The sequence below is a fragment of the Brevibacillus sp. MCWH genome, from assembly GCF_013096935.1.
In the GTDB taxonomy this organism is placed as follows: Bacteria; Bacillota; Bacilli; order Brevibacillales; family Brevibacillaceae; genus Brevibacillus; species Brevibacillus aydinogluensis.
Genome location: NZ_SDLF01000018.1, coordinates 21,912 through 48,334, shown reverse-complemented (window position 1 = coordinate 48,334; position 26,423 = coordinate 21,912). Strand labels below are relative to the sequence as shown.

Sequence of the window (26,423 nt, the reverse complement as noted above, 5' to 3'; positions counted from 1 at the left end):
CTATGCGGGAGGGGGGCAAATGAGAAGCCGAACCTGCCTTAGGCGGTTCGGCTCGGCTGCTCGATGCTGCTTTTCGCTGCTGCCGTCTGCACGTGACAACCGACTCCCTCGGCCTCAAGAAAGGGGCAGAGGAGGTACAAGCGTTATTTCACGTGGCCAATCAGTCCTGTCGCTAGCTCCGGGAAAAACGCCAACAACGCGATGAACGCCAGCATGATCACGGCGTACGGGGCCGCGCCGCGCACAATCAGGGCGATCGGCGTGGACGGGTCGATGCCCTTGAGCACAAACAGGTTCAGTCCCACGGGCGGCGTAATCAGGGCCAGCTCCATGTTGACCACCATGATGATGGCAAACCAGATGGGGTCAAAGCCCAGAGACGTGATGATCGGATACAAAATGGGCAGAGTGATGACCAGGATGGAGACCGTCTCCAGGAAGCATCCGAGCACGAGCAGGAGCAGGTTGATCAGGATGAACACGACCCACTTCGAGACCGGCAGGCTGGTGGCCATCTCCGTCATCGCCTGCGGAATCTGCAGGGAGGTGAGAATGAAGCCGAACAGCATCGCCCCGACGATGATGAACAGGATCATCGCGTTGGTTGCGACGGTTGACAGCAGGATGTTTTTGATGTTGGCCCAGGTGAGGCTGCGGTAGACGATCCCCGCCACCAGCAGGCTGAATACTACGCCGACGGCAGCCGCCTCGGTGGGGGTGAACACCCCGGTGTAGATGCCGCCGATGATCAAAACAGGCATCAAGAGACCCCAGACTGCTTTGCGCGTCCCCTGCCAACGCTCCTGCCAGCTGGCCGGCGCGTCTTTGATATGGCGCATGCTCCACGACGCGTACACCATAAAAATCACCAGCAGCACAATACCCGGCACGACTCCGGCGATAAACAGCTTGCCGACCGATTCGCCGGTGACCGAGCCGTAGATGATCATTGGGACGCTGGGCGGGATCAGGATGCCCAAGGTACCGCCCGCCGCCAACAGACCCAACACCGTTTTTTTGTCATAACCCCGTGTGGTCATTTCGGGTATTGCCACCGTGCCGATCGTCACTGCCGTCGCCACGCTGGAACCGGAGATGGCGGAAAAGATACCGCAGCACAACAGTGTGGCCAGCCCGAGGCCGCCCGGCAGATGACGCAACCAGCGGCTGGCCATTTCGTACAGCTCCCTGCCTACGCCGCTGTAGAGCAGAATCTGACTCATCAGCACGTACATCGGCAGTGCACTGATGGTAAAGTCATCCAGCGATTTGTATGCGATGATGGGAATCTGGTGCAGCCCCAGCACGCCGCCATTGAACCAGTACAGGCCGACTGCTGCCAACAGCGAGAGGGCAAAGGCCACCGGCACACCGATCAAGAGCAGTGCGGCCATGCCGCCTGTAAAAAACAGGCCCATTACGCCTCGCCCCCTTTCCCGCCGCGTATGCAGTCCACCGCCTGCAGCAGAAAGGCGAGACTCAGCAGCGTGCCGCCAATCGGCAGCAACATTTCAGGAATGTACATGGGTATCTGCAAGAGCGAGGTGGAGGTAAAACCGAGCTCCATCGACCGCTTGACGTGTTCCCAGCTGAAGATGGCAAACAGCAGGCTGAACGCGAGCCCCAGCAGGGCGGAAACGATCAGCAGCCAGCGCCGCGCGGCGGCCGGCACGTTGTGCAGGAGCAAATCCACCTTGATGTGGGCGTCTACCCGGACCGCGTACGCCGCCCCGATGAAACAACTGCCGATGATCGCGTAAACGGACAGCTCGGTGGCCCAGGCAGTTGGGGCGTCAAAGAGCGAACGGGAGACAATCTCGTAAAAAATCATGCCCGTCGTCACCACGATCAGGATCCCCGCCGCAATTCCCCCCCACAGGATCAAGCGGTCCAGCCAGCGGTACAGGTAAGAAAACCATTTCATTCAGCGTCCTCCCTTTCTCGCATTCTGCCGCACGGTTACTTGATGTTCTGCACGTCGTCCAGCAGCTCTTTGCCCAAGTCCCCGGCGGTTTTCAGGTACTCGTCCCAGGCGGGCTTGGCCGCTTCCTTCCACTGCGGCAGGTCGCTCTCCGGCACCACGTACACGTCCATGCCTCTTTGTTTCAACTGCTCGGTCGTCTGTTTGTCCTCTTCTTCTGCCTGTTTGCGGATCCACTCTTCCGTCTCCCTGGCCGTCTCGGTCAACAGTTCCTGCGTTTTGGGCGGCAGCGCGTCCCAGTACTGCTTGTTCACTGCGAGCAGGAATTCCAGGTAGGCGTAGTTGACGACGGTCAAATAGCGTGACACCTCGTCGTACTTGCGTTGCACCATCGCTGTCGTGCCGGAGGTGGCGCCGTCGATCGTCTTGCGCTGCAGCGCCATGTACACTTCACCTGCGCCCATAAAGACAGGGGCCGCGCCGTACGCCTGGATCATCACCGACGGGATGTGACCGATGCTGCGAATTTTCAGTCCGTGAAAGTCTTCCGGCTTGGTCAGCGGGCGGACGCTGTTGGCGAATTGGGCATAGCCATAGTCGGCGTACATCAGCACTTTGGCCCCCTTCTTCTCCATCTCCGCATTCAGCTTTTGTCCGACAGGTCCGGCCAGGGCCTTGCCCGCCAGCTCGTAGGTGGGAAACGCGAACGGCACGTCAAAAATACCCATCGCCGGCACCACCGACGACCACAGCGTGGACGAGTTGACCCCCATCTCGACGCCGCCCGTCAGGATCGCCTGGTTCATTTCCTTGTCGCTCAGCAGTTGCCCGGCCGGATACACCTGGATTTTCACCTTGCCGCCGGAGCGCTCCGTCACTTTTTTTGCGAACTCTTCCACCCCGCGCGCGATGTGATGGTCCTGCGGCAGGTTGTAGGCGAGACGGATGGTCGCCTCCTGGTAGCCGTCAGCGGATGCCACCTGCCCGCCTGACGTGCCGTCAGCCGCAGTGCCCCCTGGTGCCGCCGCTCCGCCGCAGCCGGCCAGCAGACTGCCCAGTAGTCCGATCGTCGTCCATATGCTGATCCAACTTTTTTTCATTGTGGTTTTCCTCCCTTGGTCATCAGTGAATCGTTAATCATTGGCGGTTTTTCGATTCAACCAGCCGGATGCGGCCAAGCGGCTTGCGCTTGGAAAGGCTGACGGCATAATCGGCAGCGTCCAGCAGCTTGGAAAAATCTACTCCGGTACGTACCTTCATCCGTTCAAACATGTACACGACATCCTCCGTCGCCGCGTTGCCGGCAGCGCCCGGCGCAAACGGACAGCCGCCCAGTCCGCCGACCGCTGTCTCGAAGCTGCGGATTCCCGCCGTGTAAGCGGCGTACGTGTTTGCCAGCGCCAAGCCGCGGGTGTCGTGCAGATGCAGCGCGATTCGCTCCGTCCCTACGGCGTCGATCAGCCGTCTGGACAGCGCGTACACTTCGTCCGGAACCGCGATGCCGATCGTGTCGGCGACGCCGATCTCATCCGCACCAGCGGCAATCGCCTGCTCGGCCAACTGGAGCACGACGTCCGGATCTACCCTTCCAGAGAACGGACACCCGAAACTGGTGGCGATGGAAAAACGGATCCGCTGCCCCGCCTGCCGGACCAGCGGAACAAGCTCGCGGAAGGCATCCAGATTTTCCTCAATCGTCTGGTTGATGTTGTGCCGGTTGAACGCCGGACTGGCGGAGGTGACCCAGTTGATTTCGTCCAGCCGGCACGCTGCCGCCCGTTCAAATCCCCTCCGATTGGGAATGAGCGCGGCAAACGAGACCCCGGACACCCGGGGGAGCCCGTCCATCACCGCTTCAGCATCGGCCATCTGGGGCACGCGCTGCGGATGGACAAACGACACCGCCTCGATCCGGCGCAGGCCCGCATTGACAAGCATGCCGATCAGACGCAGCTTTTTCTCAGTCGGGATGAAGCACGGTTCGTTTTGCAAGCCGTCACGCGGCCCCACTTCGATGATCGTCACGTCTGTCGTCATATGGCTTTCTTCTCCTTCAGCCGGGCTAGCTCAGCATCATCCAGTCTGAGCAGACCCTTGAGGATTTCCTCGTTGTGCTCCCCCAGCCGCGGCCCCACCCACTCGTGTCCGCCGGGCGTCTCCGACAGCTTGGGGACAACTCCGGGAAACAGCACCGTCTCTCCGTCAGGCAGACGGATTTCCTCCAGCATGTTACGTGCCCGGTAGTGTTCGTCCTCGACAATCTCCACGATGCTGTAGATTGGCCCAACGGGAACAGCCGCCTCGTCCAGACGGCGCTGCACCTCCTGGAGTGGATGCTGCTTTGTCCACTCCTCAATCACCTGATCGATGAATGCTACGTTTTCCGCCCGTCCCTGATTAGTGGCGTATCGGGGGTCTTCCGCCAGGTCGCTGCGGCCGATGGCGTGCATTAGCCGCTTAAAGATGCTGTCCCCATTGGCGCCGATCACGACGTACTTGCCGTCAGCGCACAGGTAGGTGTTGGATGGCGCGATGCCTGGCAGCGAACTGCCTGTCCGCTCCCGCACCACCCCTTTCAGGTCGTATTCAGGCAGCACGCCTTCCAGCAGGCTGAACACGGCTTCGTACAAGGCTACGTCCACCAGTTGTCCTCTTCCTTCCGGCGAGCGGCTGCGGGCGTGAAGCGCCATCAGCGCCCCAATCACCGCGTACAGGCCCGCCGTAAGGTCGCCGATCGCGATGCCCACCCGCACCGGCGGTCGATCGGGAAACCCGGTCAAGTAACGCAGGCCGCCGATTGCTTCCGCCACGCTGCCGAATCCCGGCTTGCTGCTGTAGGGACCGGTCTGCCCGTAACCGGAGATGCGGACCATGATCAGCCCGGGGTTGATTCCGCTCAGCACCTCGTAACCAAGCCCCCATTTCTCCAGCGTCCCGGGCCGAAAATTTTCGATGACGATGTCCACCTCACGGGCCAGCGAGCGGATGATCTCCTGCCCTTCTTCCTTGCGCATGTCAACGGTTATCGATTTTTTGTTGCGTGCCTGGACATACCACCAGACGGACGTGTCGTGGTGCATTGTCCGCCAGTTGCGCAGCGGGTCACCCTTCTCTGGGGGCTCCACCTTGATCACCTCTGCTCCGAACTCGGCAAAAATCTTGCCGGCGAACGGCGCGGCCACCAGTGTGCCCAGTTCCAGCACGCGCACACCCTGCAGCGGTTTTCGTGCGTTCATCGGTCCCCTCCTTGTCGTATTGTTCTGCGTTTGGTTTCCATGCACAGGCGAAAATCGCGGGTAATGTGCTCAGCCATTCGCGCTGCAGCCGCGTCTGCGTCGCGCCTGCGAATGGCGTCGAGGATCGCCCCGTGCTCGGCAATGACGGTCTCCGGCCGATGCGGGTGCACCTGCAAGATGGCGTTGCGGTAGAACGAAATCAGCACCTTCAGATCGTTCATGATCTTGGCCATGTATGGGTTTTTGCTCGCTTCCGCGATGCGTTGGTGAAAAGCGAAATGGAGCTCGTGCGTTCTGCGGGCGTCGCTGTCACGGGCAATGTCCGCCATTTGTGCCAACAGTTCCTGCAGGTCGGCCAATTCCTCTTCTGTCCGGCGCTCGGCGGCAAAACGGGCGGCCGCCGGTTCCAGATGGAGACGGCACTCGAACAGCGAGGTAAAATCTTCGAACGTCGGCTCGTAGACCGTGACCCCTCCCTGTGCCTGCACCACCACCAGACCGTCCTTTTCCAGCCGGCGGATCGCTTCGCGTATCGGGCTGCGGCTCACGCCCGTCTCTTCACACAAGCGCTCCTCGATCAACCGCTGCCCCGGTGCAAGCCCGCCAAACAGTATCTGTTCCCGCAAATATTCGTACACTTGTTCCTGAAGCGTCTCGCTGCGCTTAATAATCCTGGGCATGATCCTCAAACCCTTCCCCTGTCATGAATACTGTATGCTGTATACAAATCGTTTTCCAAATAGTAATTTAATTCCGAAAAGAATGTCAATTATTTCTGGTTGAAATATGTCCGACTAGAAAATAGCGCCTGCGTGCGCCGCCCAAAACCGCGTACAGACTTTTTGGGAAAAATCGTCTACAATGAGGGAAACGACTGGAAAAAAGGGGAGAGATGAACATGGCAGTGAAAAAGATCGAACACGTCGGCCTGATGGTCAAGGATCTGGAGCGGTCGATCGCCTTTTACCGGGATGTCGTGGGCTTGGAATGCCGCGGTACGCTGGTCCACACCAACCCCGGGATCACGCTGGCGTTTCTGGGGTTCCCCGGCACCACGGAGACGGAACTGGAACTGATCCACGGCTATAACAGCGAGCTGCCGGTGGAAGGCAAGGTGCACCACCTCGCGTTTACGGTGGACAACCTGGACGAGGAAATCGAGCGGCTGAAACGGTTGGGCGTCACCTTTGTGGACGATGCGCCGACGACGCTGCCCAACGGTTCGCGCTACATCTTTTTCGAGGGGCCGGACGGGGAACGGCTGGAACTCTTTGAATCTACCCGCTGACGGCATAGGCCCGTCACGCGAGACGGAGGGATGCCGATGAGGCTGCACAAAGGGGACGTCCTGTTTCGCCAGGGCGAGCGGGGACCGCTTTTTCGCATCCAGTCGGGCCTGTTGAAGGTAGTAAGGGTGCAGCAGGACGGCTCACCGTTTCTGTTCAACATTCTGCTGCCCGGAGAAATCGTTCCCCATCATTCGCTCCTGTCGGACAAGGAATACCACGGAACCGCAATCGCCCTGATGACCAGCGACGTGGACGTCATCCCTCCGGACGAGTGGTACCGCTCGCTGGAGGAAAACCCGCTGATGTACCGGGACATCGCATTGCAGCTCCAGATGAAGCTGCGGCTCACCCAGCAGCGCATGGACCAATTAACCGCTTCCTCTCCGGCGGACAAGCTGGCTCTGTTGACCGATTGGTTTCGCACGTACGTGGGCGATTACGCCTTGACCGAGCTGCTCACCCAGGAAGAGATCGGCCAGTTGGTCGGGCTGCGGCGGGAGACGGTGAACCGGCTGCTGCGTAAAAACACGTAGGCACACCATGGAACAGCACCATAGTGTGCCTGTTTGTCGTTACAGGCTATCGTTACAGGTCTTCCGTGATCGAGGACAGCTGGTCGGCGGAGACGGCCACCTGCGATACCGATTTATTGATGTCTTCCATCACCTTGAAGAAGCGTTCCAGTTCCTGCTGGATGTGCGTACTCTGCTCTTTGCTCTCGGTCACCGCCTGCAGGATTTCCGCGAAAAAGGCGGTAGTCTCGGCAGTCATCGCGGTGCTGGACGCCACCATCTGCTCCACTTCCTTGACCACTGCGGACATGCTGACCGTCTGGGCGCTGGTCTTTTCGATCAGTTCCGTCACGCCGGAGACGGACTGTTTCGTCTGTTCCGCCAATTTGCGCACTTCGTCGGCCACGACGGCAAACCCGCGCCCTTGTTCTCCGGCACGAGCCGCTTCGATCGCGGCGTTGAGCGCCAGCAGGTTGGTCTGTTCGGCAATGGCGGTCACCACGTCGACGATGCCGCGAATTTTTTCGGCAATCTCCTCCAGTGTGCCCATTTCCGCAGCGATCTGCTGGGCGCTTTGCTGGATCAACTCCATCTGCTTCTGCTGGGTCTCCAGCTTTTCCCTGCCTTCCTGGGACAACTGCTGGGCGCGCAGGGAATGGCTCGTGCCGCTCTCTGCAAAGCGGAGCACGTCCCGTGATTGTTCCGTCAGCTGCTGCACCGACGTGTTGGTCTGCTCCGAAATGGCTGCCAGCTCGTGGGCGGACTGGGCCAGGACCTGACGAAGCTGCTCGTTTTTCCGCTGCGTTTCCTGCCGCATCCGCTCGTGCTCATTTTCGTACTCTTCCAGCACGAGCTGTTGTTCGATATTGAGGAGTTTCGTCACCACGGTCACGGCCCGGACAAAATCCTGCTTGTCCGCAATTGCATCGTCCATAATCTCGATCAGCGATGCCAGCAGATTCTGAAACGAGCCAATGTACCATTTCGGTTCCAGCCCGATGTTCACGTGAACGATGGCGATCCGTCTGCGCTGCTCGATATAGGCGGCGTCGATCCGGCCGTTGAACATCTCCTGAATGTGCCGTCTCAGCGTCTGTTTGAGCCGTTCGATCGAGCTTTTATTCTCGATGATGGACATCAATTTCGGCTCTTGCTCCAGCTTGTCATAAAAGCTGTCAACGATGTTGTCGATGTGTTGGGCAATCAAGGGCTGAAGCGCTTTGACCACGGCCAGATCCTCTTCGGTCAAATAAATCATCGACAATTGTCTGGCCAGCTCGGACTGCGGATCGATGAGGATTTCTCCTTTATCCCGCATGTCCCGAAAAAAAGATTCGTCTTTGCGGCCGCTCTTTCGGCCGAACCAATTCGAAAATGGGCTTTTGCTCATTCTTTGCTCTCCTTTTTTTCCAGTAATTTTCACCATAACCCCCATTTGGCACCATCATCTACATACTTATACCCCGATCATGCTGCCTTCCAAACCCGTGCGTCTTCGCTGCAGCAAAAAAATGTCAGTCCGTTGTTTCATAATCGTTTGAAATAATCGTTTGAAAACCATTTTGTTTGGCGTATTCGCATCGGATCAAGTCCAGTCAATACGCGACGAATAGGCATTCCCCAAGGAAACAAATAGCGGAAAGTGAGGCACACTACAGGAAGGAAACCGGGCTGTCCGTCAACACGAAAACGGCAAGCGGACGGGCGTGACGTCATACCCTTGATGGTGACACCGATCGGAAAAAGGAGGCGGTATCCCATGAAGACGTCCGACCCGGACCAGGTCGTCCGCAGCGCTCCAAGCAGAGAGGCGCTGCGGACGGCGTACGAGCTGATCCTGACGCGCATCTGGCCGCGCATGGCTGCCCGTCAGTCTCCGAGCGACGGCGCGTCCTCAAACGCACCCCCTCCCTCATCATCCATCGGCAGGAGCATGGTTCATGAAGATTCGACTGATACAGAACGGACTGATCACCCAGATTGACGACCTCGACGAGACACGCACACCGCCCGCCGTCGGCTTTTACTGGATCGACGCCACCCTGTTTGACCTTGATGTGCTGCAGCCGCTGTTCGGGCTGCACGACCTGGCGATCGACGACTGTCTGGATGAGGAGGAGCAGCGACCCAAGCTGGAGATTTACCACGATCACTATTTCATCGTCATTAACAATGCGGAATTCCGCGACCAGGATATCTTTTTGCGAGAGGTCAACATTTTTTTGGGCAGCCACTACATCATCACTGTCAGCAAGCATCCCCACGAAATCTACTCACGTCTGCTGCAAATCGTCAGGGAGGAAGAGCTGAACCGGCCGGACGCGTTTCTCTACCATCTGGTGGACCAGATCGTGGACCGGTATTTTGAGGTGGTCGAACATATCGAGGAACTGATCGAAAAACTGGAGGAAGACATCCTGCTCAACGTGCACAAGACACAGTTGAACCAGATCGTCGGCCTGCGGAGTGAAGTGCTGTACGCGCGCAAGATGCTCCTGCCGCAGCGCGATCTGATCGATGCGCTGCATACAAAAGAACTTCCGCTGATCGAACCCCGTCTGCGGAAGTACTTCGGCGATATATTGGAAAACGCGGTCAAGATCGTGGAAAGCTTCGATACGTTTCGCGACCTGATCAGCAACCTGCGGGAAGCGTACCACTCCGCCGTGGCCGGGCGGACGAACGACATCATGCGCATTTTTACCGCCCTGACCACGATTTTCATGCCGCTGACCATCGTGACCGGCATCTACGGGATGAACTTCGAATACATGCCGGAGTTAAAATCCCCATTTGGCTACTACCTCGTCCTCGCGTTCATGGCCGCGCTCGGCTTGACGATGTTCTGGATTTTCAAGCGAAAAAAGTGGCTTTGAAGGGACTCCCCGCGCAGCTTCATACCAGGCCGTCGCAGGCAACGATCATCAGTTGCAGCCGCTTGGACAGGTCGTATTCGTACGGCGACGCCACCGGCTCGCCTTTTTCGTCGTAGAGGATGCGGACGATGGGCCTGCTGGGCATGCCCTTGTTGGAATCGACGACCACGCCCGACTCGCCCGTATTGAGCGTCACCGACAAGCCCAGCGGGTAGAGGGAAATGGTGTCCCGCATGCATTCCACAAACGGCTTCGCAAACAACGTTTCCGTCCCGGCAAACAGCTTCTCCATCGCTTCGTGGGGCAGAAGCGACGGTCGGTAGATGCGGTGTGTAGTCAGCGCGTCAAACACGTCGCAAACGGCCACCAACTGGGCGTACGGATGAATCTCCCCGCCCTTCAAGCGGCGCGGATAGCCTGTCCCGTTCAGCCGTTCGTGGTGCTGGTACGCGCAGTGGGCAGACAGCAGCGGAATGTCTTCCTGCCGGCGCAGCAGTTCAAACCCGTACTCGGCGTGCTTTTTCATCACTTCATACTCTTCCGGGGTGAGGCGGTTCGGCTTTTTCAAGATTTCGTCGGGAATGGCCATCTTGCCGATGTCGTGCATCATGGCACCGATGCCGATCTCCAGCACCTCTCGTTCTGAAAAACCGGATTTGATTGCCAGCGCAGTGGCGTACAGCGTGACGTTGAAGGAGTGGGAGAAAATGTAGTGATCAGAGGCGCAGACATCCGCCAGCAGGTTCATCGCCGAACGGCAGGCTCTCAACTCGTCCGACACCCGGGACAACACCTGCCGCAGTTGACGGCCCAACTGCTTGTCCGAAAACACCTGCTGCCATTTGTGCGGAAACTCATGCACCGAGCGAAACGCGGTCTGGATGACGCTCATCGCTTCCCGCCGTGTCTGCTCCGACACAGGCGTTTCCAACACGATGTCGTCCGTGCGCTTGTCCTGTATATACAGCGTGGCGATGTTCATCTGTTTCAGCCTGTCCAGCATGCGCTGCGTCAATTCGACACCGGCGCCCACCAGAACGGTTCCGTTTTCCGCGTAAATGGGACGGGCCAGCGTGTCGCCCGGCCGAATCTTGTGGATCGAGGTCAATCTCATGTCCATTCTTCGCCTTTCGTCGTAGTACCCCTATTATAACGTGATTCGATCGGCTTCTACATGTTTTTCTCAACAAGGCCGCTCCTGTCGAAAAGAGGCACCTGTTTGCAAATGCAAAAAAATCGCCTCCGTCTCTGCCGACAAAGGCGACTTTTTTCCGCATTTCGCAAGGCTTCACATCCGGACAGGCTAAAACATTTTGCGGACGGCATCGCGACCGATCATGCCGGGGGTGATTCCCAGGCGCTCCGCCGTCACTGTCACCGATTCCAAGGGAGCGTCCAGCAGTTCCTCAATCGTTTTGACCCCCACAGCGCGGCCGGCAACGATCTCCCGGCTGGCCAGTCGTTCGTTCAACAAGCCGACATCCAGCGCGCCACACATGATGTACCCTTTGTCCGTGGTGACGGCAAGCAGTGTGGTTTTGGGCAAGCGCACGGTCACGGCGATGGCCGTTCCCTCTTCAAAACGGACGGGTGCGACCTCGATCATCGCAGATTCCTCCTTTGTCTCCAACTGTCGGTGCGCTTCCATCCTATGACATCCAGCCAGAAAGGGTGTTATCGCGAAAGCTCAATGCACCTGCGGGGAGGGAGACAGCTCGTCTTCCATCGCCACCTTTCGCTTCATCACTTCGATCATGTAGGTGGCCAGCATCTGAAACAGCTCTTCCTCCTCCATGTCCGACACCAGACGGAGCAAATCCTCCCGGGACTGTTCCGCCAAGATGCCGACGACGATGGCGACGATGTCCTCCTCGCTGCCGTTGAAGTGGCCTTTGTACAAATTGTACACTTCGTCGATAAACCGCATGATTCGCTCCTCCTTTCCCCTGTAGCATGCCCCATTCGCCGGGCAGGTGTTCAGGAATTCCGTCAGATGGTCACGGGCAGCCAGCGCGGTTCAAAGCCGGCGCGAACCAGTACGTCATCCCCCAGCGTCACCGCGAGGATGTCTCGTAAAAGCTCCGGGAGGTAAAACCGAATCTCGCCGCCGTCGGCCAGTTCCGGGAACAGGCGGCTGAACATAAACATATCCACAGTGCCTACCCGGTACGACCGCCCGAGATCAAGCGGCTCACCGTTCACTTCGACCCGCTCGATGTCCGGCTGCTTACCCGGGCGATACAACACCCGCAGGCCGTCCACGCCCATCCAGCCGATCTGGTTGCCCCGGAAGCCATAACCGCGCAGTTCCCGCTGCACCATTTCCGGCTGGACAGCCCGCTTCAGCACGCTCAGCAGCTGCTCCCCCGTCAGCGTGACGGCACAGGGATTGATCGGATGCGGCACGCAGGTCAACAGGTCTTTGTACGACACCGGGCCGTGCTTCAGCGTCGTAAGCAGCAGCCCGCCGTTGGCCAGACCCACCTCCGCTCCGGTCCACTTGCGCAGGCTGGCGGCCAACACCGAGCCAAACGGCGTTTCGTTTGTCCATCCGATGTCCAGATCGGTCGAGAGAGAAACCGCCGGACGATCCAGCAGGGTTTCCGCCGCCAGTGTTTCCCGCCGCAAGTAGTCGTCCAGCTCCGGTTCGGGCTGATAGTCGTTCGTGCGAAACAGCTCGGCGCTCAGACTGCTCACCTGTTTGGCCGCCGCATCCCAGGTCAGACGCACGTGTCCGACCAGCTCGCCATATCTGCCCGCCTGGGCGATCAACGTGCGGCCGATGCGCTCGCCATGCTCCAGTATATGATGGGTGTGGCCGCCGAGGATCACGTCCAGTCCATCCACCTCCCGGGCCAACTGGCAGTCCGCCTGATAGCCCAAATGGGACAGGAGCACGATTACGTCCACCTGAGGACGAAGCATGGCGACCTGCTCGCGGATCAGCGGCAGCGGCTCGCGCAGGTCCCACCCCATCATCCGGTAAAACGGGACAAACGGGATCGTCACCCCCAGAATCCCCACCCGAAAATCGGGCCAATGATGTACCGCGTACGGCACCGCCCACTGCGGCGTCTGCCCGCTCGCCGGCTCGATCAGATTGCCGGCCACCACTGTAAAGTCGGCATGTTCGTATAAGGCGTCCAGTTTTTCTTTGGGGAAGGTAATCCCCTCGTTGTTGCCGATCGTCACGTACTGGTACCCGCTCCGGTTCAACACCCCGACGTTGGCCCGCCCCCACGTCGCTTCCGTTTTGAGGCTCATGCGGTCCACGTGGTCGCCGATGTCGACGGTCAGCACCCGCTCACCCTGCGCTTCCCACCTCTGCCGGTTCTGGCGCAGGCAGGAGGCGATCTGCGGCATGTTGGAAAAGTTGCTGTGCACGTCGTTGGTGTGCAGAATGTGCAAGGTACAAGTGTCCGCCACAGCTCTCCCCTCCCTCTCGCTACTACTTCCAGATCGCATCGCCAATCATCTGGATTCCCACTGCCAGGATCAGAACCCTTAGCAGCAGCACAATCGTTTTGCCTTTCAAGCGAGCGGCCACGGCCGCCCCCAGATTGCCGCCAATCCAGGCCCCCGGCGCCAACATGGCGGCGTACAGCCAGTGCACGTGATCATGCAGGATGTTGGTCGCGGAACCAACAGCGGCGGAGAACAGAATAACCAGCATCGACGTGGCGGTCGCAATGTGCGGCGGAAAGCGGAACAACACGATCATCGCCGGCACCATCAGCAGGCCCCCGCCCACGCCAAACAGCGACGAGACAACGCCGACCATAAAGGCGACTGTCACGGCTGCCCACCGCTTGTACCCGTACTCGTACTCGACGCCGTCGGGATCGACGAAGCGGCGCTTTACATCCCATGACAGGTTCCGCGGCTTGATTTTGTCCTTGACCATCATCAGGGCAAACATGCCAAATTGAAACAGTCCGAACAACAGTGAAAACGTCTTTACTGGAAGTAGTGTATTCAGGTACACGCCTGCGACAGCACCAGGGGCGCTGCCCAAAAAAAAGAGCAGGGCAGTCTGCACGTCCGCCTTTTTCTGCCTGATGTAAGAAATCGACGACGAGAGCGCAGTCACTCCGATGACCAACAGAGACGTGCCCGCCGCCACCTGCGGGCTGACGGAGCCCGGTTCGTAGGCGTTGGCAAAGTAAAGCAGCGCCGGCACAAAAAACATCCCGCCGCCCAATCCGGCGATGCTGCCTATCATTCCGGCCCCCAGTCCCACGACGAGAAACAAAGCTGCCATAGCGAAAACCATCTGCAAACCTTCTTTCGTACTGTTAGAACAGCTCCAGTTGACGCGGATTCAGACCCGTCGGCCGGACATCCAGCATCTCCATGAACTGCTTGGCGTTGCCGGCCGCGTGCCCTCCCGAGTTGTTGTTAAACAGGATGCACACCTCGGCTGCCTCCCGGGCCACTTCCTGAACGCGCGGCACCCATTCCGCCAGTTCCGCTTCGCTGTACTGATAGAGATAGCGGACATCCCGCCAGTTTTGCCCCTCGCCCGGATTGTTCCAGCCGGAGACGTTACGCCCGTGAAAGCGGATCAGCACCAGCTTGGGATCGGTCACGGCGACGACGACAGGAACGCAACTGCTGCCCGCCTGCGGCTCGTCGCAGATGACGTGGACCGCCCCGATGGTTCTGAGAAAATCCAGAGTCTTTTCACGGTAGCGCGGCTCAAACCAACTGCGGTGGCGGAATTCCACGGCAAACGGATACGTATCCAGCGCCTGTCGGCAGGCCTGGACATACTGCACGTGCTCCCGTGTACAGTCAAACCAGGGGGGATATTGAAACAGCAGCGCTTTCAGCTTGCCCGCCGCCACCAGCGGCTGGATGCTCTCCTCAAACTGGCGAAACAGTTCCCGCCGATCCAGGGGCGCTTCACTTCGTTGGTGGCCGGTCATTGCCTGGTGCGGCTTGACGATGAAGCCAAAGCAGTCCGGTGTTTCACGCACCCATGTCTCGTAATTGCGCTGCGGCAATATGGCATAAAAAGAACTGTCCAGTTCCACGATGGGGAAATGGCCTGCATAGACGGACAGCTTGTCCCGGCTGCGCGTCCCCGGGGGATACAAGTCGTAGTGGTCTCCCCAGCCGCACACTCCCACTTGGATCGAATTCATTCAACACAAACCTCCAACCCCAATGGAGGGAAGAAATGACCAACTGTCTGCGTAACCGGCCCCTGCCTGTACATTCATCTACATTCATGGCGGGACCCCTTTGCGATTAAGCATACCAAACTATGCCTGGAGCGAAAAGTGGCGAATGCCTCCCCGGTTGCCCGCCAGACGGCCCATGGTACAATCATCGTATCGAGTCATGTTTGCTCCTGCAAATTTCGCCACATTCCTAGACGGAGGAAAGCCGCATGTACGACGATCTGATCGGCCGTCCTTTTGCGAGTCAAAACCAAGGTTTGTCTTTTGACCGGCACACAGCCAAACGCCTCCTGGCCGAAGCACAGGAGGCGCTGCCGTATGAGTATTCCGCGCTGCTGACAGGACACGGCTCCATGGTAACCGGTTATTTGCCGATGCGCTCATCCAGCCACGGCAGAAACTCGTTTTCGTGGGACGCCCCTTCCTTTTTTCAGGCGCTTGCCAGCGTGCGGAAGGCAGGCGTGCAGTGGGTCGGCATCCTGCACAGCCATCCGACGAGCCCGCCCGTTCCCTCTAAAGCGGATCAAATCGGCTGGCACTATCCCCAGCTGGCCTATTGGATTCTCAGCTTTGCGGGGGGAATGCCCGACCTGCGGCTGTACCAGTGGTCAGACGGTCGTTTTGTCGAGCGCCCTTACACGCTTGCGGACATTGCCGAAAGCGTCGGGTCCACAGGCGACATGCCGCCGCGCAGTGATTGAATAGCGAGCCACGCCTGATGCGAGCAGGTGATCACGGCTTCTCTTGAAGACTCGGGGTTTCGAGCGAACTGCCGATCGTCCGGATCCTCAGCTTGACGTTTACATCGACGACCATCTGTTCCATAAAGGTTTTGGGATCGTTCCTCAACGCCTTGTGAATGTCCGGGTAGTTTTTCAACCGGGTGGTCAGCCGGAACACGTCCACTTTGTACTTGTCTTTCAGCTTGTTGGCCGTCGTGATCAATCGTTTTTTCAACTCGGCGCCGTACAATCGTTCAGCCTTTCGGATCTGTTCCTGTTTGTCAAAGGAAGCGCCCAGACATTGGTATTCGATCATCTCCGTTTCGAGAAAGAGCTCAAACGTGAGATGCGGCCGGCCATTTTTCATGACAGGTTCCAATTTGCTTCTCCCCCCCAGGATCTGAAACGATGTTCTTTTGCCTGCAGAGCACGGGAAGGACAATAGCCCCCGTTCAATTTCATTCCGCAGCAGGGACAGCAACTGCATTTCGTCCGTTGTCAGGGTGCCTACCATTTTTTGATCCGTAAATACGGCTGCATGTCTCATGCTGATTTTATTGGAATCGTCCAAACTCGCTTTTATCAGGATGAACGGCATTTTTCCCCGAACGCTTTTTGAAACTTCCCCCAGGTTGGAATCGGGCATAACCAGCGTCTGCTGGACATTTGCCGCCATCTCCGAGATGTGCAGCGCCGGAGTGGGTTGAGAAATGCTCTGCGTGGTAAAGAACCGGCTAATTGGACCATCCAGCACGACGATTTCCGTGTGGCGGCGCATCTGGGGCAGGCGGGTCAAGAAGTCGTACAGCTCGTTGATGCCGTTTTTCGCCATCGTTTCCCCCACCCCGACGAGCTGCAGGTGAGCCAAATTGGGGATGCGATCACTGAGGGCCACGGTCCGTTCGATTGCGTTTGCAAACGACGGCGAGGTGACGACAATGTTGGTGTAGGCTTTCCGGCTGGTTGCCTCCGTACCGCCGCTCGAGCCCAGATTTCCCCCTGCTCCTGCCGGCTCGACTAGCTGTACGAGAATCTGGTACATCCGCATCTGTTTGCCCTTTTCAGTGAGCGGGGGCAGTTCGTCAACGCCGATGCCGACAATGACTGCACGCTTCTCCAGCTCCCGGTAATCCCAGCATCCGGCAAGCAAAAGACCGATCAAAAGGATAACCGTGACGGCTGCAAACCAATTTCGCCGCCGTTTTGTCATGTCACATCACCGTCCTTGCGGGGAGGAGGGAAATGCCCCAGCCTGCGCCGCACGGCTATGCACACCAGCATGATCAACGGGTACGGAATCGTCAAAAACAATCCCACAAGGCCCACCTTGTCCGACCACGTCTGCATGTCGATAAAATTGTCGGGAATCAGCGACAAGATGAAGACCAGCGGCAGCAAGATCACCATCCACCACCGCAGCTTCAGTCGCGGATACGTGCGATGGAACGAAAACGCACTGCTGAAAAAGAAGCCGAGATGGGTGGTGTACGCGAGCGGAAGCCACAGGATAATCAGCAACAATTCGGCCCGCTCCACAAACTGGCGCACCACCTCGATTGTCTTTGCCATGGTCACGACGGGAAAGGTCTGGGACATGGTAACATCCGGACCAAGGGTCACCAGCGTTCCCAATACGAGAAAGGCGTAAAACAATCCCACCGCGGCGATCGCAAACGATGTGCTGGCGAAAGCCTTATCCTTGTGGGTGACGAACGGATAGTACAAAAACAACACTTCAAAGCCGAGGTACGAATAAATCGTCTGGGGGAGAGCCGAAATGATGGGAGTGACGCCCTCCTGGAACGGAATGCGCAGTTCGGCCCAGTCGGCGTGCAGATAGGCCAACAGAAAAAACATGACAATCAACAACAGCGTGAAAGGCAATCCCGATTCGAACATGCGGATAATGGGCATCAGCCCGTTCCACGCCGGGTATATGATTACCAGCAGCATCGCACCAATAATCGCTTCCACCGGCGTAAACGGCAGCATTTCGTCCCTCACCACTTCCGCCATGACACGAATGCCGGTCACGGTAAAGAACAGGAAGTACAAGCCCCACAGGATGTTGAACAAGCTGCCGATAATGCTTCCGAACAGCTTGGTATTGTAATCAAACACAGTATCATGCGGAAACATGCGGGCCACCCGGGTGATCAACCACAGCGACAGGATGGCGCACAATCCCGCCAGGATGACAGTCAGCCATGCATCTTCCCGGGCTTTCTCCATCGCGCCTCTGGGCATGATGAGGAACCCCACCCCCACAATAAGGCCGAATGCTAACATGAAAAGTTGAGTCGGACTAATCGCGGGACGCTGTTCCAGTCCTTGCACGCGTGATCATTCCTTTCATGAGGAGATGTTGCCTTCACGTGTTCCGCTTGTCGGGGCGCATCATCGGGGTGTTCTCTCCCTTTTTTGGCTTGCGCGTTTTCAGAAATGCTGGACGCGTATGCAGCTTTTTCATCGGAATGCGAATCAGCATATCCGTCCAGTCGCGCAAACGCAGCGGCGACAGCGGCGCCAGATAGGGAACCCCGAACGAAACCAGCCTTGCCACATGGGCATGGATGAAGAGCAGGCCCAGGATGAATCCGTACGTCCCCAGCAGACTGCTGCAGATCAGCAGAAAGAAACGCAGAATCCGGTGCGTGATGCCGAGATAATACACAGGCGACGTGAAGGAGGAGATCGCGGTCAGTGCGACGATGACAACCGTCACGGGACTGACCAGGTTGGCGTTCACAGCCGCTTCCCCAATGACAAGACCGCCGATGATGCTGACCGCCTGCCCAACCGGTTTGGGCAGCTTGACACCAGCTTCGCGCAAAATCTCGATCATCAGTTCCATGACGAAAATTTCCAGCAGGAAGGGAAACGCCACCTTGACACGCGCGGCGTCCATGGAGATGAGCAGCCGGGTGGGAATCAGCTCCGGGTTGTACGCGACGAGTGACAGGTACAGCCCGGGCGTCGTGATGCTGAGAAACAGGGCGACCATCCGCACAATGCGGATCAGCGTGGCGTACTGCCAGCTGGTGTAGTAGTCGTCGACCGTTTCCAGCATTTGAAAAAACGTGATCGGCAGGATCAGCGCATGCGACGTCCCCTCGACCATGACCGCCACGTTTCCCTCAATCAGATAGGAACAGGTGACGTCAGGCCGTTCCGTGGGGCGCATGAGGGGAAACAGGGAGAACGAATTGTCCTCCAGATATTCCTGAAGCTGCATCTGGCCGATCAGGCTGTCTGTTTCGATGCAGGAAAGACGCCGCCTTACTTCTTCCACGATCTGCGGATTGGCCACGTCCGCCAGGTACATGATGGCCGTCTCCTGCTTCGTCCGTTTTCCCACCACGACGGATTCCACCCGCAGATACGGGTCGCGCAGGCGCTGGCGAACCAGGCCGATATTGGTGTTGAGCGTTTCCACAAAGCTGTCTTTCGGTCCGATGACGCTTTGTTCCGTTTCCGGCTGCTCGATGTTCCGGCTGTATTCCTTTTTGACTCCCACCGCCAGACCGACCGACTCGCCCTCCACCAGGAGCAGCGCTTTGCCGTGCAGGATCTGCTCAATCGCGGCCTGCCAGTCCTCTACCCGCAGTATGTCACTTGCGGATATGATGTTCTCCTGGATAAACACGATCAGGCTTTTTTCCTCGTCCTCGGCCAAAGACGTCTCCACAGCAGTCGGGAACATGCCCGCTCTCTGCTGGAGGGGAACGATCACCTGCCGGTTCAGGCGGTCGGAATCAGCCAGGCTGTACAGAAAGAACAGGCTGACATTCCTGTTCATACACGTGAAGTGGCAGGCGGCAAAATCGCTGTTGCGGCCGAGCCGCTCCGTCAGCACCTCCGCGTTTTTAACCAGCGACGCGTGAAGGGGCGTCTTCTCGATTGTGTTCACCGCTTGTGTCTCGCGTAACAGGAACCGTTTCGATCTATCCACCGATTTGCGCCAAAACAGGTTGAACTTCATAGGGGGTTCAAACCTTTCCTTCCATTCATTCCCTTCAAGCCTCTATAGTGTTGGCGAAATGCGGTCCAATTATGAATAAAATCTCCGGGATTTATGCATGCTGCTTCGATTCCCATTACGGGGCCTGCACGTTGATAAACAAAGTTGGAGTAAAGCATGATGCTTGGAGGGATAGCACCTTTGCCGACCTGCTCAGAACAAACAAAAGCAGGCTTCCCACCTGCGAGGGAAACCTGCTTCAGACCGAAGACAAACTGTACTGTTTCGTCGAGGTTCCGCAAGGAAACGATCTATCCATCGTTGTCAGGCCGAAAGGCCTGTACATTCATCAACCGAAGCTGAAGACTACGTACATCGCATGGAGGGATGGGCCAAGCGAGCTCCTTTGACGACCTGCTCAGCGGAAAAACGAAAGACGCGGGGAAAAACAGGGGGCACAAGTCTCACCTCGTCGAAAACACCCGGATGTTTGCCCCCTGCCCGCGTCCCGTTTTGGAGCGGACAACATCCACTTATATGCTGGGCGTCAAGAGAGCGAGCGGGCCCGATCACCCATGCGCCACGGACGTTGTCTACATGCTGAACAGCCTTCCTCCTGCGAGGGAAACCTGCTTGTGATGTACGTAATCCGATGAACGTATTGAAAATGTCCCAACCCTGTCAAGGGAGAGTCTGGTCTATTGTTCCGCTGCGGAACTTGACGGACGTTGGGCTTGGTCCGCAGTCGGGAGCGGCTCAGCCGCGGCCGCAGCCTGCTGAGCCGCCGGCTGCGTCACGGGCGGGGCCTCCGGTTGGGACGGCTGCATAAAGCTGGCGATCATTTTGTTCATGTCCAGTCCGGAGACGTCCTTCAACATTTCCGGAAGTTGGGCCATCAGCTTGGTCACGTTGCCGCTCAGCCGATTCACACCGTCGCCCTGCCCGCCGCCGGTGTCGATGATCGTCACCTTGTCAATCGCTTTCATCGGCTCGGCCACCTTCGCAGCCAATTCAGGCAGCATCTTGGCGATGATGTCCAGCACGGCTGCCTGTCCGAACTTTTCGAACGCTTCGGCCAATTTCTCCTTCCCTTCCGCCTCCGCTTCCAGTTTCAGGCGGGTAACCTCCGCCTCGGCGCTGCCTCGTGCCTTTTCCGCCTCGGCGATGGCCAGACCTTCCAGCCGCTTCTGTTCAGCCAGCGCTTTTGCTTCTGCCTCGATCCGATACTTCAGCGCGTCGGCTTCGCGGATTTTCTTTGCCTTCTCCGCTTCCGCCGCCTGTTCCACGGCATATCGTTCGGCGTCTGCCTTTTTCTTCACTTCGGCGTCGTACTGCCGCTCGCGGCGCAGGATTTCCTTTTCCTCCAGCTCGATTTGCTTTTGCTTGCGGACGAGGTCGATTTTCATCTCCTCTTCCGTCACCTTTTGCTTCGCGACGGCTTCCTGCAGCTTGTAGGCCTGGTCGGCGACGGCTCTCGCCTTGTCCTGCTCCTGCTTGAAAGCGGCGATCTTCAGTTCCTTGTCCTTCTCGGCCTCGGCGATGTTCGTCTCTTTCAGCAGTTCCGCCTTGCGCGCCTCTTCTTCCGCCTGGGCCTGGCGAATGCGCGCTTCCTTGTCCGCTTCTGCCTGAGAAATCATGGCATCCCGCTTGACGGCCGCAATCTGCGGAATCCCCAGCGCCGCCAGGTAGCCGTTTTTGTCGCGCACATCCTTGATCGTGAAGCTGACCACGGCAAGCCCCATCTTTTTCAGATCCTTGGCGGCGACCGCCTGCACCTCCTGGGCAAAGCGCTCCCGGTTTTTGTAAATCTCCTCCACCGTCATGCTTCCCAGGATGGCGCGCAGGTAGCCTTCCAGGACTTCCTGTGCCTCCGCTTTCAGCGCGTCGTCCGACTTGCCCATGAACTGCTCGGCGGCTGTGGCAATGTCCTCAATCGACCCGCCTACCTTGATAATGGCGACACCGTCTGCCATCACCGGAACACCCTGCTCGGTGTACACTTCCGGTGTGGAGACGTCCAGCTTGTGGGACAGCAGGCTGAGGAAGTTGGCCTGCTGGAAAATCGGCAGGATGAAGGCGCCTCCGCCCCGGACGATTTTCATCTTGCGGCCGGATTCATCGCTGAGCACGTTTTTGGTGCCCAAAAAGCTGCCGGTCACGATCATCGCCTCATCTGCGCCCACGGTCTTGTACCGGGCCCAAAAAGCGATGCCCAGCACCACGAAGACGCCGACAACGACAGCGACGGTGACAAGAATGGTCGATTCCATCAAAGCATGGCCTCCTTTTCGTCAAATTGGGGAAATGGTGTGACATACAAAACGTGGTCACGCACCTCTACCACCACGACTCGCGTCCCTTCCCGGATCGGTTCACCATCTACGCTGGCAGCCATGTGGTGGGTAGTGCCGGCCACCATGACAATCAGCACTTCTCCCAGACCGCCCGAGGGGATCGATGTCCATACTTCGCCAATTTGGCCGACGAGCTGCTGCATCGAGTAACCTGTCGTGTTCTCCGCCTTCGCCATCGGCTCCACCCAGACGAAATACGCCAGAACTGCCAACGCCACTCCCGCCAAAGCAGCCAAGCCGAGCACCGTCCACGCGGAAAAGGAAGTCAGACGGGTCAGGAGCAAGCCCGCAGCGCCAAAAGCGGTAATCCCGCTGACCAGCAGGACGGGCTGCAGCACCGGCAGCTGGAGCTGTTCCAGCCAATCGGAGACAGCATCGCCAAAAAACAATGTCGTCAACGTATAGACAAGGCCAAATACGATGCAGATGAGGTAGACGGTATCCATCACGCCCATGTTTGTCACCCCTTTCCATTCCTGTCACCTCTTTCATACGAATGGATAGGCCAAATGTTTCGATTTTTCGGCATGATTCTTCACCGACAGGGGGACAAACGTACCGGTGCCGCCTTTTTGATCGCCTCCGCCAACCTGCGTATCCCCTCCTCCAACGCCTCACTGCTCTCCCACGAATACGTCAAACGCATCCAGCCGGGCTCCGCTCCAAACACCTCGCCAGGCGTCATCAACACGCCGGCCTGGATCGCCGCCTCCAGCAGGTCCAGTCCGTCAATGGGCGTGTTCAGTCGGCACCAGATGTGGCAGCTGCCCGCCGGCACGTTCCACGATGCCTCCTGCCTCAGGTGCGTATCCAGTGCGGCCAGCATCCGGTCCCGCTGGGCGGTGAGAAACGGACGCAGCCGCTCCATCTGCCGCTCCCACAGCCCGCCTTCCAGAGCCAGCCGGGCCAACTGCTGCGATGCCGAGCTGGTGCCGTAGTCCATCTGCTGTTTGGCGTCAGCCAGCCGTTCGATGACTGCACGCGGCCCGACCAGCCAGCCGATCCGGAGTCCGGACGCGATCGTCTTGGACAAACTGCCGACGTACAGGACGGAATCGCCGCTGTCCAGCGCCTTCAGCGGCAGCGGCGGACGCTTGTCCTCGTCCAGAGCGAGCGCTCCGTATGCGTCGTCCTCCACCACCGGAATCCGCAGTTCGCGGCAGACGGTCAACAGCTGCCGGCGACGCGCTTCACTCAGCACGGTGCCGGTGGGATTGTGAAAAGTGGGGTTGAGAAACACCATGCGAATCCGGTGTTTTTTGTACAGCGTCCACATCTCGTCAGGAATCACCCCATCCGCGTCCATCGAAAGCTGGTAGAGGCGAAGGCCCGCCGACGCGAACAAGGGCAGCGAATAAGTGTATGAGGGTCCCTCCATGGCGATGGCATCGCCCGGGGCCAGCAGGCAGAGCGAAATGAGATGGAGCGCCTGTTGAGCGCCCGAGGTAATCAGGATCTCTTCGGAAGAGACAGCAATCCCGTAATGGGTCCGCAGGTGAGCAGACACGGCTTCGCGCAGCTGCGGCTCCCCTTTGGGATGGACGTACCCCAAATCGATAGCCTCCATCTTCCCCCCGGTCAAACGCTCAAACTCCAGTGTCGGGATCATTTCCGTCGCCAGTTCTGCCTTGGCCAGATTGATGATCGCCGGATTCCACCCGGCTTCGCGGATTCGCCTGACGAGCGGCAGCGCCGGCAAAAACGCCCCGCCGGTGGTGTACTGGTGCCAGTTGGGCACTTTTTGCACGCCCCACAGGTGCCGGCTGACCCACGTCCCGCTTCCCTGCAGGGACTGGATCAACCCGGCGGCGCGCAGCTCCTCGTAAGCTGCCGAAACCGTCCCCCGATTGACGCCGTACTGGCGGGCCAGCGTCCGCTCTGGCGGCAGCGGAGCCCCCGGCGGCAGCGCCCCGCTGACGATCTCATGTTCCAGATGCGCTGCAATCTGCTTGTAGACCGGCATTTCCGCATGCTTGTCCGGCTTCCAATCCATGTCACATTCCCTCCCGTGGCCCTCGTTTCGTTTCTTGTTCTCTCGTTCGACAAATTGGCCTATCAACCCTGCGACCAATTGGCTCAAGACTTTTCACGCAGCCTCCCCTACCATGGAAAGTGCCAGAGCATGCTGAGAAAAGGATGGGATCATCATGAAAATTCAAGTCCGAAGCCGGATTCGTCAACCTTCGTCACGGGAAACCTCAGTTCAACGGCAGGAACGTGTGGGCCTGGCCTGGGGACTGCTCGGCGTCTTCAGCTTCAGCCTGACGCTTCCGGCCACCAAGGCAGCCTTGGCCTCCCTCTCTCCGCTCACCGTCGGGCTGGGGCGGGCGCTGGTTGCCGCTGTGCTGGCCGGAGTGGTGCTGCTGCTAAAGCGGGAGCGGGTACCAACCTGGCAGGAAACCAGGCAGCTTTTGATCGTCGCCGCGGGAGTGGTCGGCGGCTTTCCATTTTTATCCGCCTGGGCGATGGAACGTGTACCGGCCACCCACGGCGCAATCGTACTGGCGCTGCTTCCGCTGGCGACTGCGGGAATGGCTGCGTTTTTCGCCGGGGAGCGTCCTTCTCGGCGGTATTGGCTCTCCAGCGCGGCGGCCTGTCTGACGATCCTGGCGTACGCAGCCGGCACCGGACTGGGCGGACTGCAGCTGGCCGATCTGGCGCTGCTCGGTGCCGTGCTGGCCGCTGCCGTTGGCTACGCCGTGGGCGGACAGCTGGCGCGCACGATGGGCAGCTGGCAGGTGATCAGTTGGGCACTGGTCTTTTCCTTGCCACTCCTCGTCGTCACCATGACCGGCCCGCTCATCTCCGAACTCCGTAACGCCTCATGGAGTGCGTGGCTGGGTTTTGGCTATGTCAGCGTGGTCAGCCAGTATCTCGGTTTCTTCGCCTGGTATCACGGCCTGGCTGTTGGGGGCGTGGCTCGTGTCGGCCAGACGCAGTACCTCCAGCCGTTTTTCACGATTGCCGCTTCTGCCCTGCTGTTAGGCGAATCCATCACGCTGGGGGCTATCGCCGCTGCCGTCATCGTCGTAGCCGCCGTAGCCCAGGGACGCCGTGCCGCTGTCATGCGCATCGAGCGGTCGTGAATGAGATCGCAGTAAAAACGAAAACGGTTTGCTCGCGTCCGTCATTGTCTGGCCGGGTCATTTGGTCCCAAGCCCTTGATCGACTGGACAGCCGCTGCATCCAGTTTCTTCAGAAGGGCGACGAGGAGTTTTACCGCATGGTCCAAATCATCCCGATGGACGACGGAGACGTGGCTGTGAATGTAGCGGGCCGGCACGCCGATCACCATGGAGGGGATGCCGTTGTAAGCGGTGTGAATCTTTCCGGCGTCGGTGCCGCCGCCCGGCATCACGTCGATCTGAAACGGGATATTGTGTTCCCGCGCCGTCTCGATGACGAAGTTTCTGAGCTTCAGATGGGGAATCATTGTACGATCCAAAAATCCCAACAGCGGCCCTTTGCCCAATCGGGTCCGCCCGTCCTTTTGGGCCATGCCCGGCGTATCCCCGGCCACGCCGACATCCAGTGCAAACGCGATGTCCGGCGATATCTTGTGCGCCAGCGTCTCGGCGCCGCGAAGTCCCACTTCCTCCTGAACGGTGGCGCCGGCGTATACGGTATTGGACAGGTTTTCCTGTTGAATCTGCTCCATTACTTTCAGCGCGAGATAACAGCCTGCCCGGTTGTCCCACGCTTTTGCCAGCAGCAGTTTGGGGTTGGGGAGGACTTCAAACGGACACACGGGAACCGCCGGGTCGCCCACCTGGACGCCGAATTTCTCCGCCTCCTCGCGGCTGGACGCTCCGATGTCGATGAACATGTTGTCGATCTCCAGCACGTTCCTGCGCTCTTCCAGGGAAAGGACGTGAGGCGCTTTGGAACCAATCACCCCGGTCAAATCACCTGAGCCGGTCAGCACTTTCACCCGTTGGGCCAGCATCACGTGTCCCCACCAGCCGCCGAGCGGCAGAAACCGCAAAAACCCGTCATCGGTGATGTGCGTAATCAGAAACGCCACTTCGTCAAGATGCGCCGCCAACAGGATTTTCGGTCCCGAATCCCCTTTTTTCCCGACGATGCTGCCCAAGTTGTCGGTAATCAACTCCGCTTGCAGATCGGCCAGGTGTTTTCGCATCACCTCGTGGATGCGCACCTCAAATCCGGGCGGCCCGGCCGTCTCCGTCAGTTCCTTCATCAGCAGCAAATCCTTCTCCAAAACCCATACCTCCTTTTGGCACCTCATAGTCGTTGACTTCCCCATTTGGTCAGCCGCCATGTTTACCGACACGTGGTTCCCTCCTATTGTCACCCTGTCGTGCGGAGGTTCATTCCGGTCCAACTGCTGATTCCGACAAAAAAA

At 58.7% G+C, this 26,423-nt stretch carries 26 protein-coding genes; 6 read left to right on the top strand and 20 right to left on the bottom strand.

Going from position 1 to position 26,423, the window contains the following annotated elements; all coding sequences use genetic code 11:
- Positions 1-143 precede the first annotated feature (143 nt).
- From ETC00_RS15055 to ETC00_RS15030, 6 genes are read right to left on the bottom strand one after another with little or no spacing between them, the layout of a single operon-like run.
- Positions 144-1,418 (bottom strand): TRAP transporter large permease, encoded by a 1,275-nt coding sequence (locus ETC00_RS15055; protein WP_171566899.1) that lies wholly within the window; start codon positions 1,416-1,418, stop codon positions 144-146.
- Positions 1,418-1,924, bottom strand: coding sequence for a TRAP transporter small permease (locus ETC00_RS15050; RefSeq protein WP_171566898.1), 507 nt, complete (start codon positions 1,922-1,924; stop codon positions 1,418-1,420). The genes ETC00_RS15055 and ETC00_RS15050 overlap by 1 nt, the downstream gene beginning before the upstream one ends.
- Before the next feature lie 35 nt (positions 1,925-1,959).
- Positions 1,960-3,021, bottom strand: coding sequence for a TRAP transporter substrate-binding protein (locus ETC00_RS15045; protein ID WP_171566897.1), 1,062 nt, complete (start codon positions 3,019-3,021; stop codon positions 1,960-1,962).
- Between the two features lie 37 nt (positions 3,022-3,058).
- A complete protein-coding gene (locus tag ETC00_RS15040) occupies positions 3,059-3,958 on the bottom strand; it encodes a hydroxymethylglutaryl-CoA lyase (RefSeq protein WP_171566896.1) in 900 nt (299 codons plus the stop codon).
- Positions 3,955-5,157: a CaiB/BaiF CoA transferase family protein gene (locus ETC00_RS15035; RefSeq protein ID WP_171566895.1), complete on the bottom strand. Its 1,203-nt coding sequence runs from the start codon at positions 5,155-5,157 to the stop codon at positions 3,955-3,957. The genes ETC00_RS15040 and ETC00_RS15035 overlap by 4 nt, the downstream gene beginning before the upstream one ends.
- Positions 5,154-5,837 carry a GntR family transcriptional regulator gene (locus ETC00_RS15030; RefSeq protein ID WP_171566894.1) on the bottom strand — a complete coding sequence of 228 codons (684 nt, stop codon included), beginning with the start codon at positions 5,835-5,837 and terminating at the stop codon, positions 5,154-5,156. The genes ETC00_RS15035 and ETC00_RS15030 overlap by 4 nt, the downstream gene beginning before the upstream one ends.
- Before the next feature lie 218 nt (positions 5,838-6,055).
- Between ETC00_RS15030 and ETC00_RS15025 the strand changes: the two genes are divergently transcribed.
- Positions 6,056-6,445, top strand: a complete 390-nt coding sequence (locus ETC00_RS15025; RefSeq protein WP_171566893.1) for a VOC family protein — start codon at positions 6,056-6,058, stop codon at positions 6,443-6,445.
- Between the two features lie 36 nt (positions 6,446-6,481).
- Positions 6,482-6,979 carry a Crp/Fnr family transcriptional regulator gene (locus tag ETC00_RS15020; protein ID WP_171566892.1) on the top strand — a complete coding sequence of 166 codons (498 nt, stop codon included), beginning with the start codon at positions 6,482-6,484 and terminating at the stop codon, positions 6,977-6,979.
- 52 nt (positions 6,980-7,031) lie between these two features.
- Here the strand turns inward: ETC00_RS15020 and ETC00_RS15015 are convergent, their stop codons facing one another.
- Complete coding sequence (locus tag ETC00_RS15015) at positions 7,032-8,348, bottom strand: globin-coupled sensor protein (RefSeq protein ID WP_171566891.1); 1,317 nt, start codon at positions 8,346-8,348, stop codon at positions 7,032-7,034.
- A 369-nt stretch (positions 8,349-8,717) separates the two neighbouring features.
- Between ETC00_RS15015 and ETC00_RS15010 the strand changes: the two genes are divergently transcribed.
- Both ETC00_RS15010 and corA read left to right on the top strand, forming a co-directional pair.
- On the top strand, positions 8,718-8,942 hold the full coding sequence (locus ETC00_RS15010) for a hypothetical protein (protein WP_171566890.1): 225 nt from the start codon (positions 8,718-8,720) through the stop codon (positions 8,940-8,942).
- On the top strand, positions 8,899-9,834 hold the full coding sequence (gene corA / locus ETC00_RS15005) for a magnesium/cobalt transporter CorA (protein WP_171566889.1): 936 nt from the start codon (positions 8,899-8,901) through the stop codon (positions 9,832-9,834). The genes ETC00_RS15010 and corA overlap by 44 nt, the downstream gene beginning before the upstream one ends.
- A 19-nt stretch (positions 9,835-9,853) precedes the next feature.
- On the opposite strand, the gene ETC00_RS15000 is transcribed toward corA, so the two are convergent.
- From ETC00_RS15000 to ETC00_RS14975, 6 genes are all read right to left on the bottom strand, one after another.
- Complete coding sequence (locus tag ETC00_RS15000) at positions 9,854-10,948, bottom strand: HD-GYP domain-containing protein (protein ID WP_171566888.1); 1,095 nt, start codon at positions 10,946-10,948, stop codon at positions 9,854-9,856.
- Positions 10,949-11,137: 189 nt separating this feature from the next.
- On the bottom strand, positions 11,138-11,440 hold the full coding sequence (locus tag ETC00_RS14995) for a YunC family protein (protein WP_171566887.1): 303 nt from the start codon (positions 11,438-11,440) through the stop codon (positions 11,138-11,140).
- Between the two features lie 81 nt (positions 11,441-11,521).
- The gene (locus ETC00_RS14990; RefSeq protein WP_171566886.1) at positions 11,522-11,761 is read right to left on the bottom strand and encodes a DUF6154 family protein; all 240 of its coding nucleotides are present in this window, start codon (positions 11,759-11,761) and stop codon (positions 11,522-11,524) included.
- 62 nt (positions 11,762-11,823) lie between these two features.
- Complete coding sequence (locus ETC00_RS14985; protein WP_171566885.1) at positions 11,824-13,260, bottom strand: bifunctional metallophosphatase/5'-nucleotidase; 1,437 nt, start codon at positions 13,258-13,260, stop codon at positions 11,824-11,826.
- A gap of 22 nt (positions 13,261-13,282) precedes the next feature.
- Positions 13,283-14,107, bottom strand: a complete 825-nt coding sequence (locus ETC00_RS14980; RefSeq protein ID WP_171566884.1) for a sulfite exporter TauE/SafE family protein — start codon at positions 14,105-14,107, stop codon at positions 13,283-13,285.
- Positions 14,108-14,129: 22 nt separating this feature from the next.
- The gene (locus tag ETC00_RS14975) at positions 14,130-14,981 is read right to left on the bottom strand and encodes a DUF72 domain-containing protein (protein ID WP_171566883.1); all 852 of its coding nucleotides are present in this window, start codon (positions 14,979-14,981) and stop codon (positions 14,130-14,132) included.
- Positions 14,982-15,229: 248 nt separating this feature from the next.
- Here ETC00_RS14975 and ETC00_RS14970 point away from each other — a divergent pair, with 248 nt between their 5' ends.
- Positions 15,230-15,721: a M67 family metallopeptidase gene (locus tag ETC00_RS14970; RefSeq protein ID WP_171566882.1), complete on the top strand. Its 492-nt coding sequence runs from the start codon at positions 15,230-15,232 to the stop codon at positions 15,719-15,721.
- 31 nt (positions 15,722-15,752) lie between these two features.
- Here the strand turns inward: ETC00_RS14970 and ETC00_RS14965 are convergent, their stop codons facing one another.
- From ETC00_RS14965 to ETC00_RS14940, 6 genes are all read right to left on the bottom strand, one after another.
- Entirely contained in the window at positions 15,753-16,952 is a 1,200-nt protein-coding gene (locus ETC00_RS14965; RefSeq protein WP_171566881.1) for a Ger(x)C family spore germination protein, read from the bottom strand.
- Complete coding sequence (locus ETC00_RS14960) at positions 16,949-18,079, bottom strand: GerAB/ArcD/ProY family transporter (protein ID WP_171566880.1); 1,131 nt, start codon at positions 18,077-18,079, stop codon at positions 16,949-16,951. The genes ETC00_RS14965 and ETC00_RS14960 overlap by 4 nt, the downstream gene beginning before the upstream one ends.
- A gap of 34 nt (positions 18,080-18,113) precedes the next feature.
- Positions 18,114-19,652, bottom strand: coding sequence for a spore germination protein (locus ETC00_RS14955; RefSeq protein WP_171566879.1), 1,539 nt, complete (start codon positions 19,650-19,652; stop codon positions 18,114-18,116).
- Between the two features lie 749 nt (positions 19,653-20,401).
- Positions 20,402-21,973 (bottom strand): flotillin lipid rafts scaffold protein FloT, encoded by a 1,572-nt coding sequence (locus tag ETC00_RS14950; protein WP_253264314.1) that lies wholly within the window; start codon positions 21,971-21,973, stop codon positions 20,402-20,404.
- Positions 21,973-22,512 carry an NfeD family membrane protein gene (locus ETC00_RS14945; RefSeq protein ID WP_171566877.1) on the bottom strand — a complete coding sequence of 180 codons (540 nt, stop codon included), beginning with the start codon at positions 22,510-22,512 and terminating at the stop codon, positions 21,973-21,975. The genes ETC00_RS14950 and ETC00_RS14945 overlap by 1 nt, the downstream gene beginning before the upstream one ends.
- Before the next feature lie 80 nt (positions 22,513-22,592).
- Positions 22,593-24,050, bottom strand: coding sequence for an aminotransferase-like domain-containing protein (locus ETC00_RS14940; RefSeq protein WP_171566876.1), 1,458 nt, complete (start codon positions 24,048-24,050; stop codon positions 22,593-22,595).
- 154 nt (positions 24,051-24,204) lie between these two features.
- On the opposite strand from ETC00_RS14940, the gene ETC00_RS14935 reads away from it, so the two are divergent.
- Positions 24,205-25,143 (top strand): DMT family transporter, encoded by a 939-nt coding sequence (locus ETC00_RS14935; RefSeq protein WP_171566875.1) that lies wholly within the window; start codon positions 24,205-24,207, stop codon positions 25,141-25,143.
- Positions 25,144-25,184: 41 nt separating this feature from the next.
- On the opposite strand, the gene ETC00_RS14930 is transcribed toward ETC00_RS14935, so the two are convergent.
- On the bottom strand, positions 25,185-26,258 hold the full coding sequence (locus tag ETC00_RS14930; protein ID WP_371808912.1) for a M42 family metallopeptidase: 1,074 nt from the start codon (positions 26,256-26,258) through the stop codon (positions 25,185-25,187).
- Positions 26,259-26,423 lie beyond the last annotated feature (165 nt).

Bases quoted from the DNA above. Each gene is read 5' to 3' on its own strand.
- ETC00_RS15030 (WP_171566894.1), bottom strand. From the start codon at position 5,837: ATGCCCAGGATTATTAAGCGCAGCGAGACGCTTCAGGAACAAGTGTAC.
- ETC00_RS15045 (WP_171566897.1), bottom strand. From the start codon at position 3,021: ATGAAAAAAAGTTGGATCAGCATATGGACGACGATCGGACTACTGGGC.
- corA (WP_171566889.1), top strand. From the start codon at position 8,899: ATGAAGATTCGACTGATACAGAACGGACTGATCACCCAGATTGACGAC.
- ETC00_RS15010 (WP_171566890.1), top strand. From the start codon at position 8,718: ATGAAGACGTCCGACCCGGACCAGGTCGTCCGCAGCGCTCCAAGCAGA.
- ETC00_RS14970 (WP_171566882.1), top strand. From the start codon at position 15,230: ATGTACGACGATCTGATCGGCCGTCCTTTTGCGAGTCAAAACCAAGGT.
- ETC00_RS14995 (WP_171566887.1), bottom strand. From the start codon at position 11,440: ATGATCGAGGTCGCACCCGTCCGTTTTGAAGAGGGAACGGCCATCGCC.
- ETC00_RS15020 (WP_171566892.1), top strand. From the start codon at position 6,482: ATGAGGCTGCACAAAGGGGACGTCCTGTTTCGCCAGGGCGAGCGGGGA.
- ETC00_RS15015 (WP_171566891.1), bottom strand. From the start codon at position 8,348: ATGAGCAAAAGCCCATTTTCGAATTGGTTCGGCCGAAAGAGCGGCCGC.
- ETC00_RS15000 (WP_171566888.1), bottom strand. From the start codon at position 10,948: ATGAGATTGACCTCGATCCACAAGATTCGGCCGGGCGACACGCTGGCC.
- ETC00_RS14965 (WP_171566881.1), bottom strand. From the start codon at position 16,952: ATGACAAAACGGCGGCGAAATTGGTTTGCAGCCGTCACGGTTATCCTT.
- ETC00_RS14990 (WP_171566886.1), bottom strand. From the start codon at position 11,761: ATGCGGTTTATCGACGAAGTGTACAATTTGTACAAAGGCCACTTCAAC.
- ETC00_RS14935 (WP_171566875.1), top strand. From the start codon at position 24,205: ATGAAAATTCAAGTCCGAAGCCGGATTCGTCAACCTTCGTCACGGGAA.
- ETC00_RS15050 (WP_171566898.1), bottom strand. From the start codon at position 1,924: ATGAAATGGTTTTCTTACCTGTACCGCTGGCTGGACCGCTTGATCCTG.
- ETC00_RS14940 (WP_171566876.1), bottom strand. From the start codon at position 24,050: ATGGATTGGAAGCCGGACAAGCATGCGGAAATGCCGGTCTACAAGCAG.
- ETC00_RS14930 (WP_371808912.1), bottom strand. From the start codon at position 26,258: ATGAAGGAACTGACGGAGACGGCCGGGCCGCCCGGATTTGAGGTGCGC.
- ETC00_RS14950 (WP_253264314.1), bottom strand. From the start codon at position 21,973: ATGGAATCGACCATTCTTGTCACCGTCGCTGTCGTTGTCGGCGTCTTC.
- ETC00_RS14975 (WP_171566883.1), bottom strand. From the start codon at position 14,981: ATGAATTCGATCCAAGTGGGAGTGTGCGGCTGGGGAGACCACTACGAC.
- ETC00_RS14980 (WP_171566884.1), bottom strand. From the start codon at position 14,107: ATGGTTTTCGCTATGGCAGCTTTGTTTCTCGTCGTGGGACTGGGGGCC.
- ETC00_RS15055 (WP_171566899.1), bottom strand. From the start codon at position 1,418: ATGGGCCTGTTTTTTACAGGCGGCATGGCCGCACTGCTCTTGATCGGT.
- ETC00_RS15025 (WP_171566893.1), top strand. From the start codon at position 6,056: ATGGCAGTGAAAAAGATCGAACACGTCGGCCTGATGGTCAAGGATCTG.
- ETC00_RS14945 (WP_171566877.1), bottom strand. From the start codon at position 22,512: ATGGGCGTGATGGATACCGTCTACCTCATCTGCATCGTATTTGGCCTT.
- ETC00_RS15035 (WP_171566895.1), bottom strand. From the start codon at position 5,157: ATGAACGCACGAAAACCGCTGCAGGGTGTGCGCGTGCTGGAACTGGGC.
- ETC00_RS15040 (WP_171566896.1), bottom strand. From the start codon at position 3,958: ATGACGACAGACGTGACGATCATCGAAGTGGGGCCGCGTGACGGCTTG.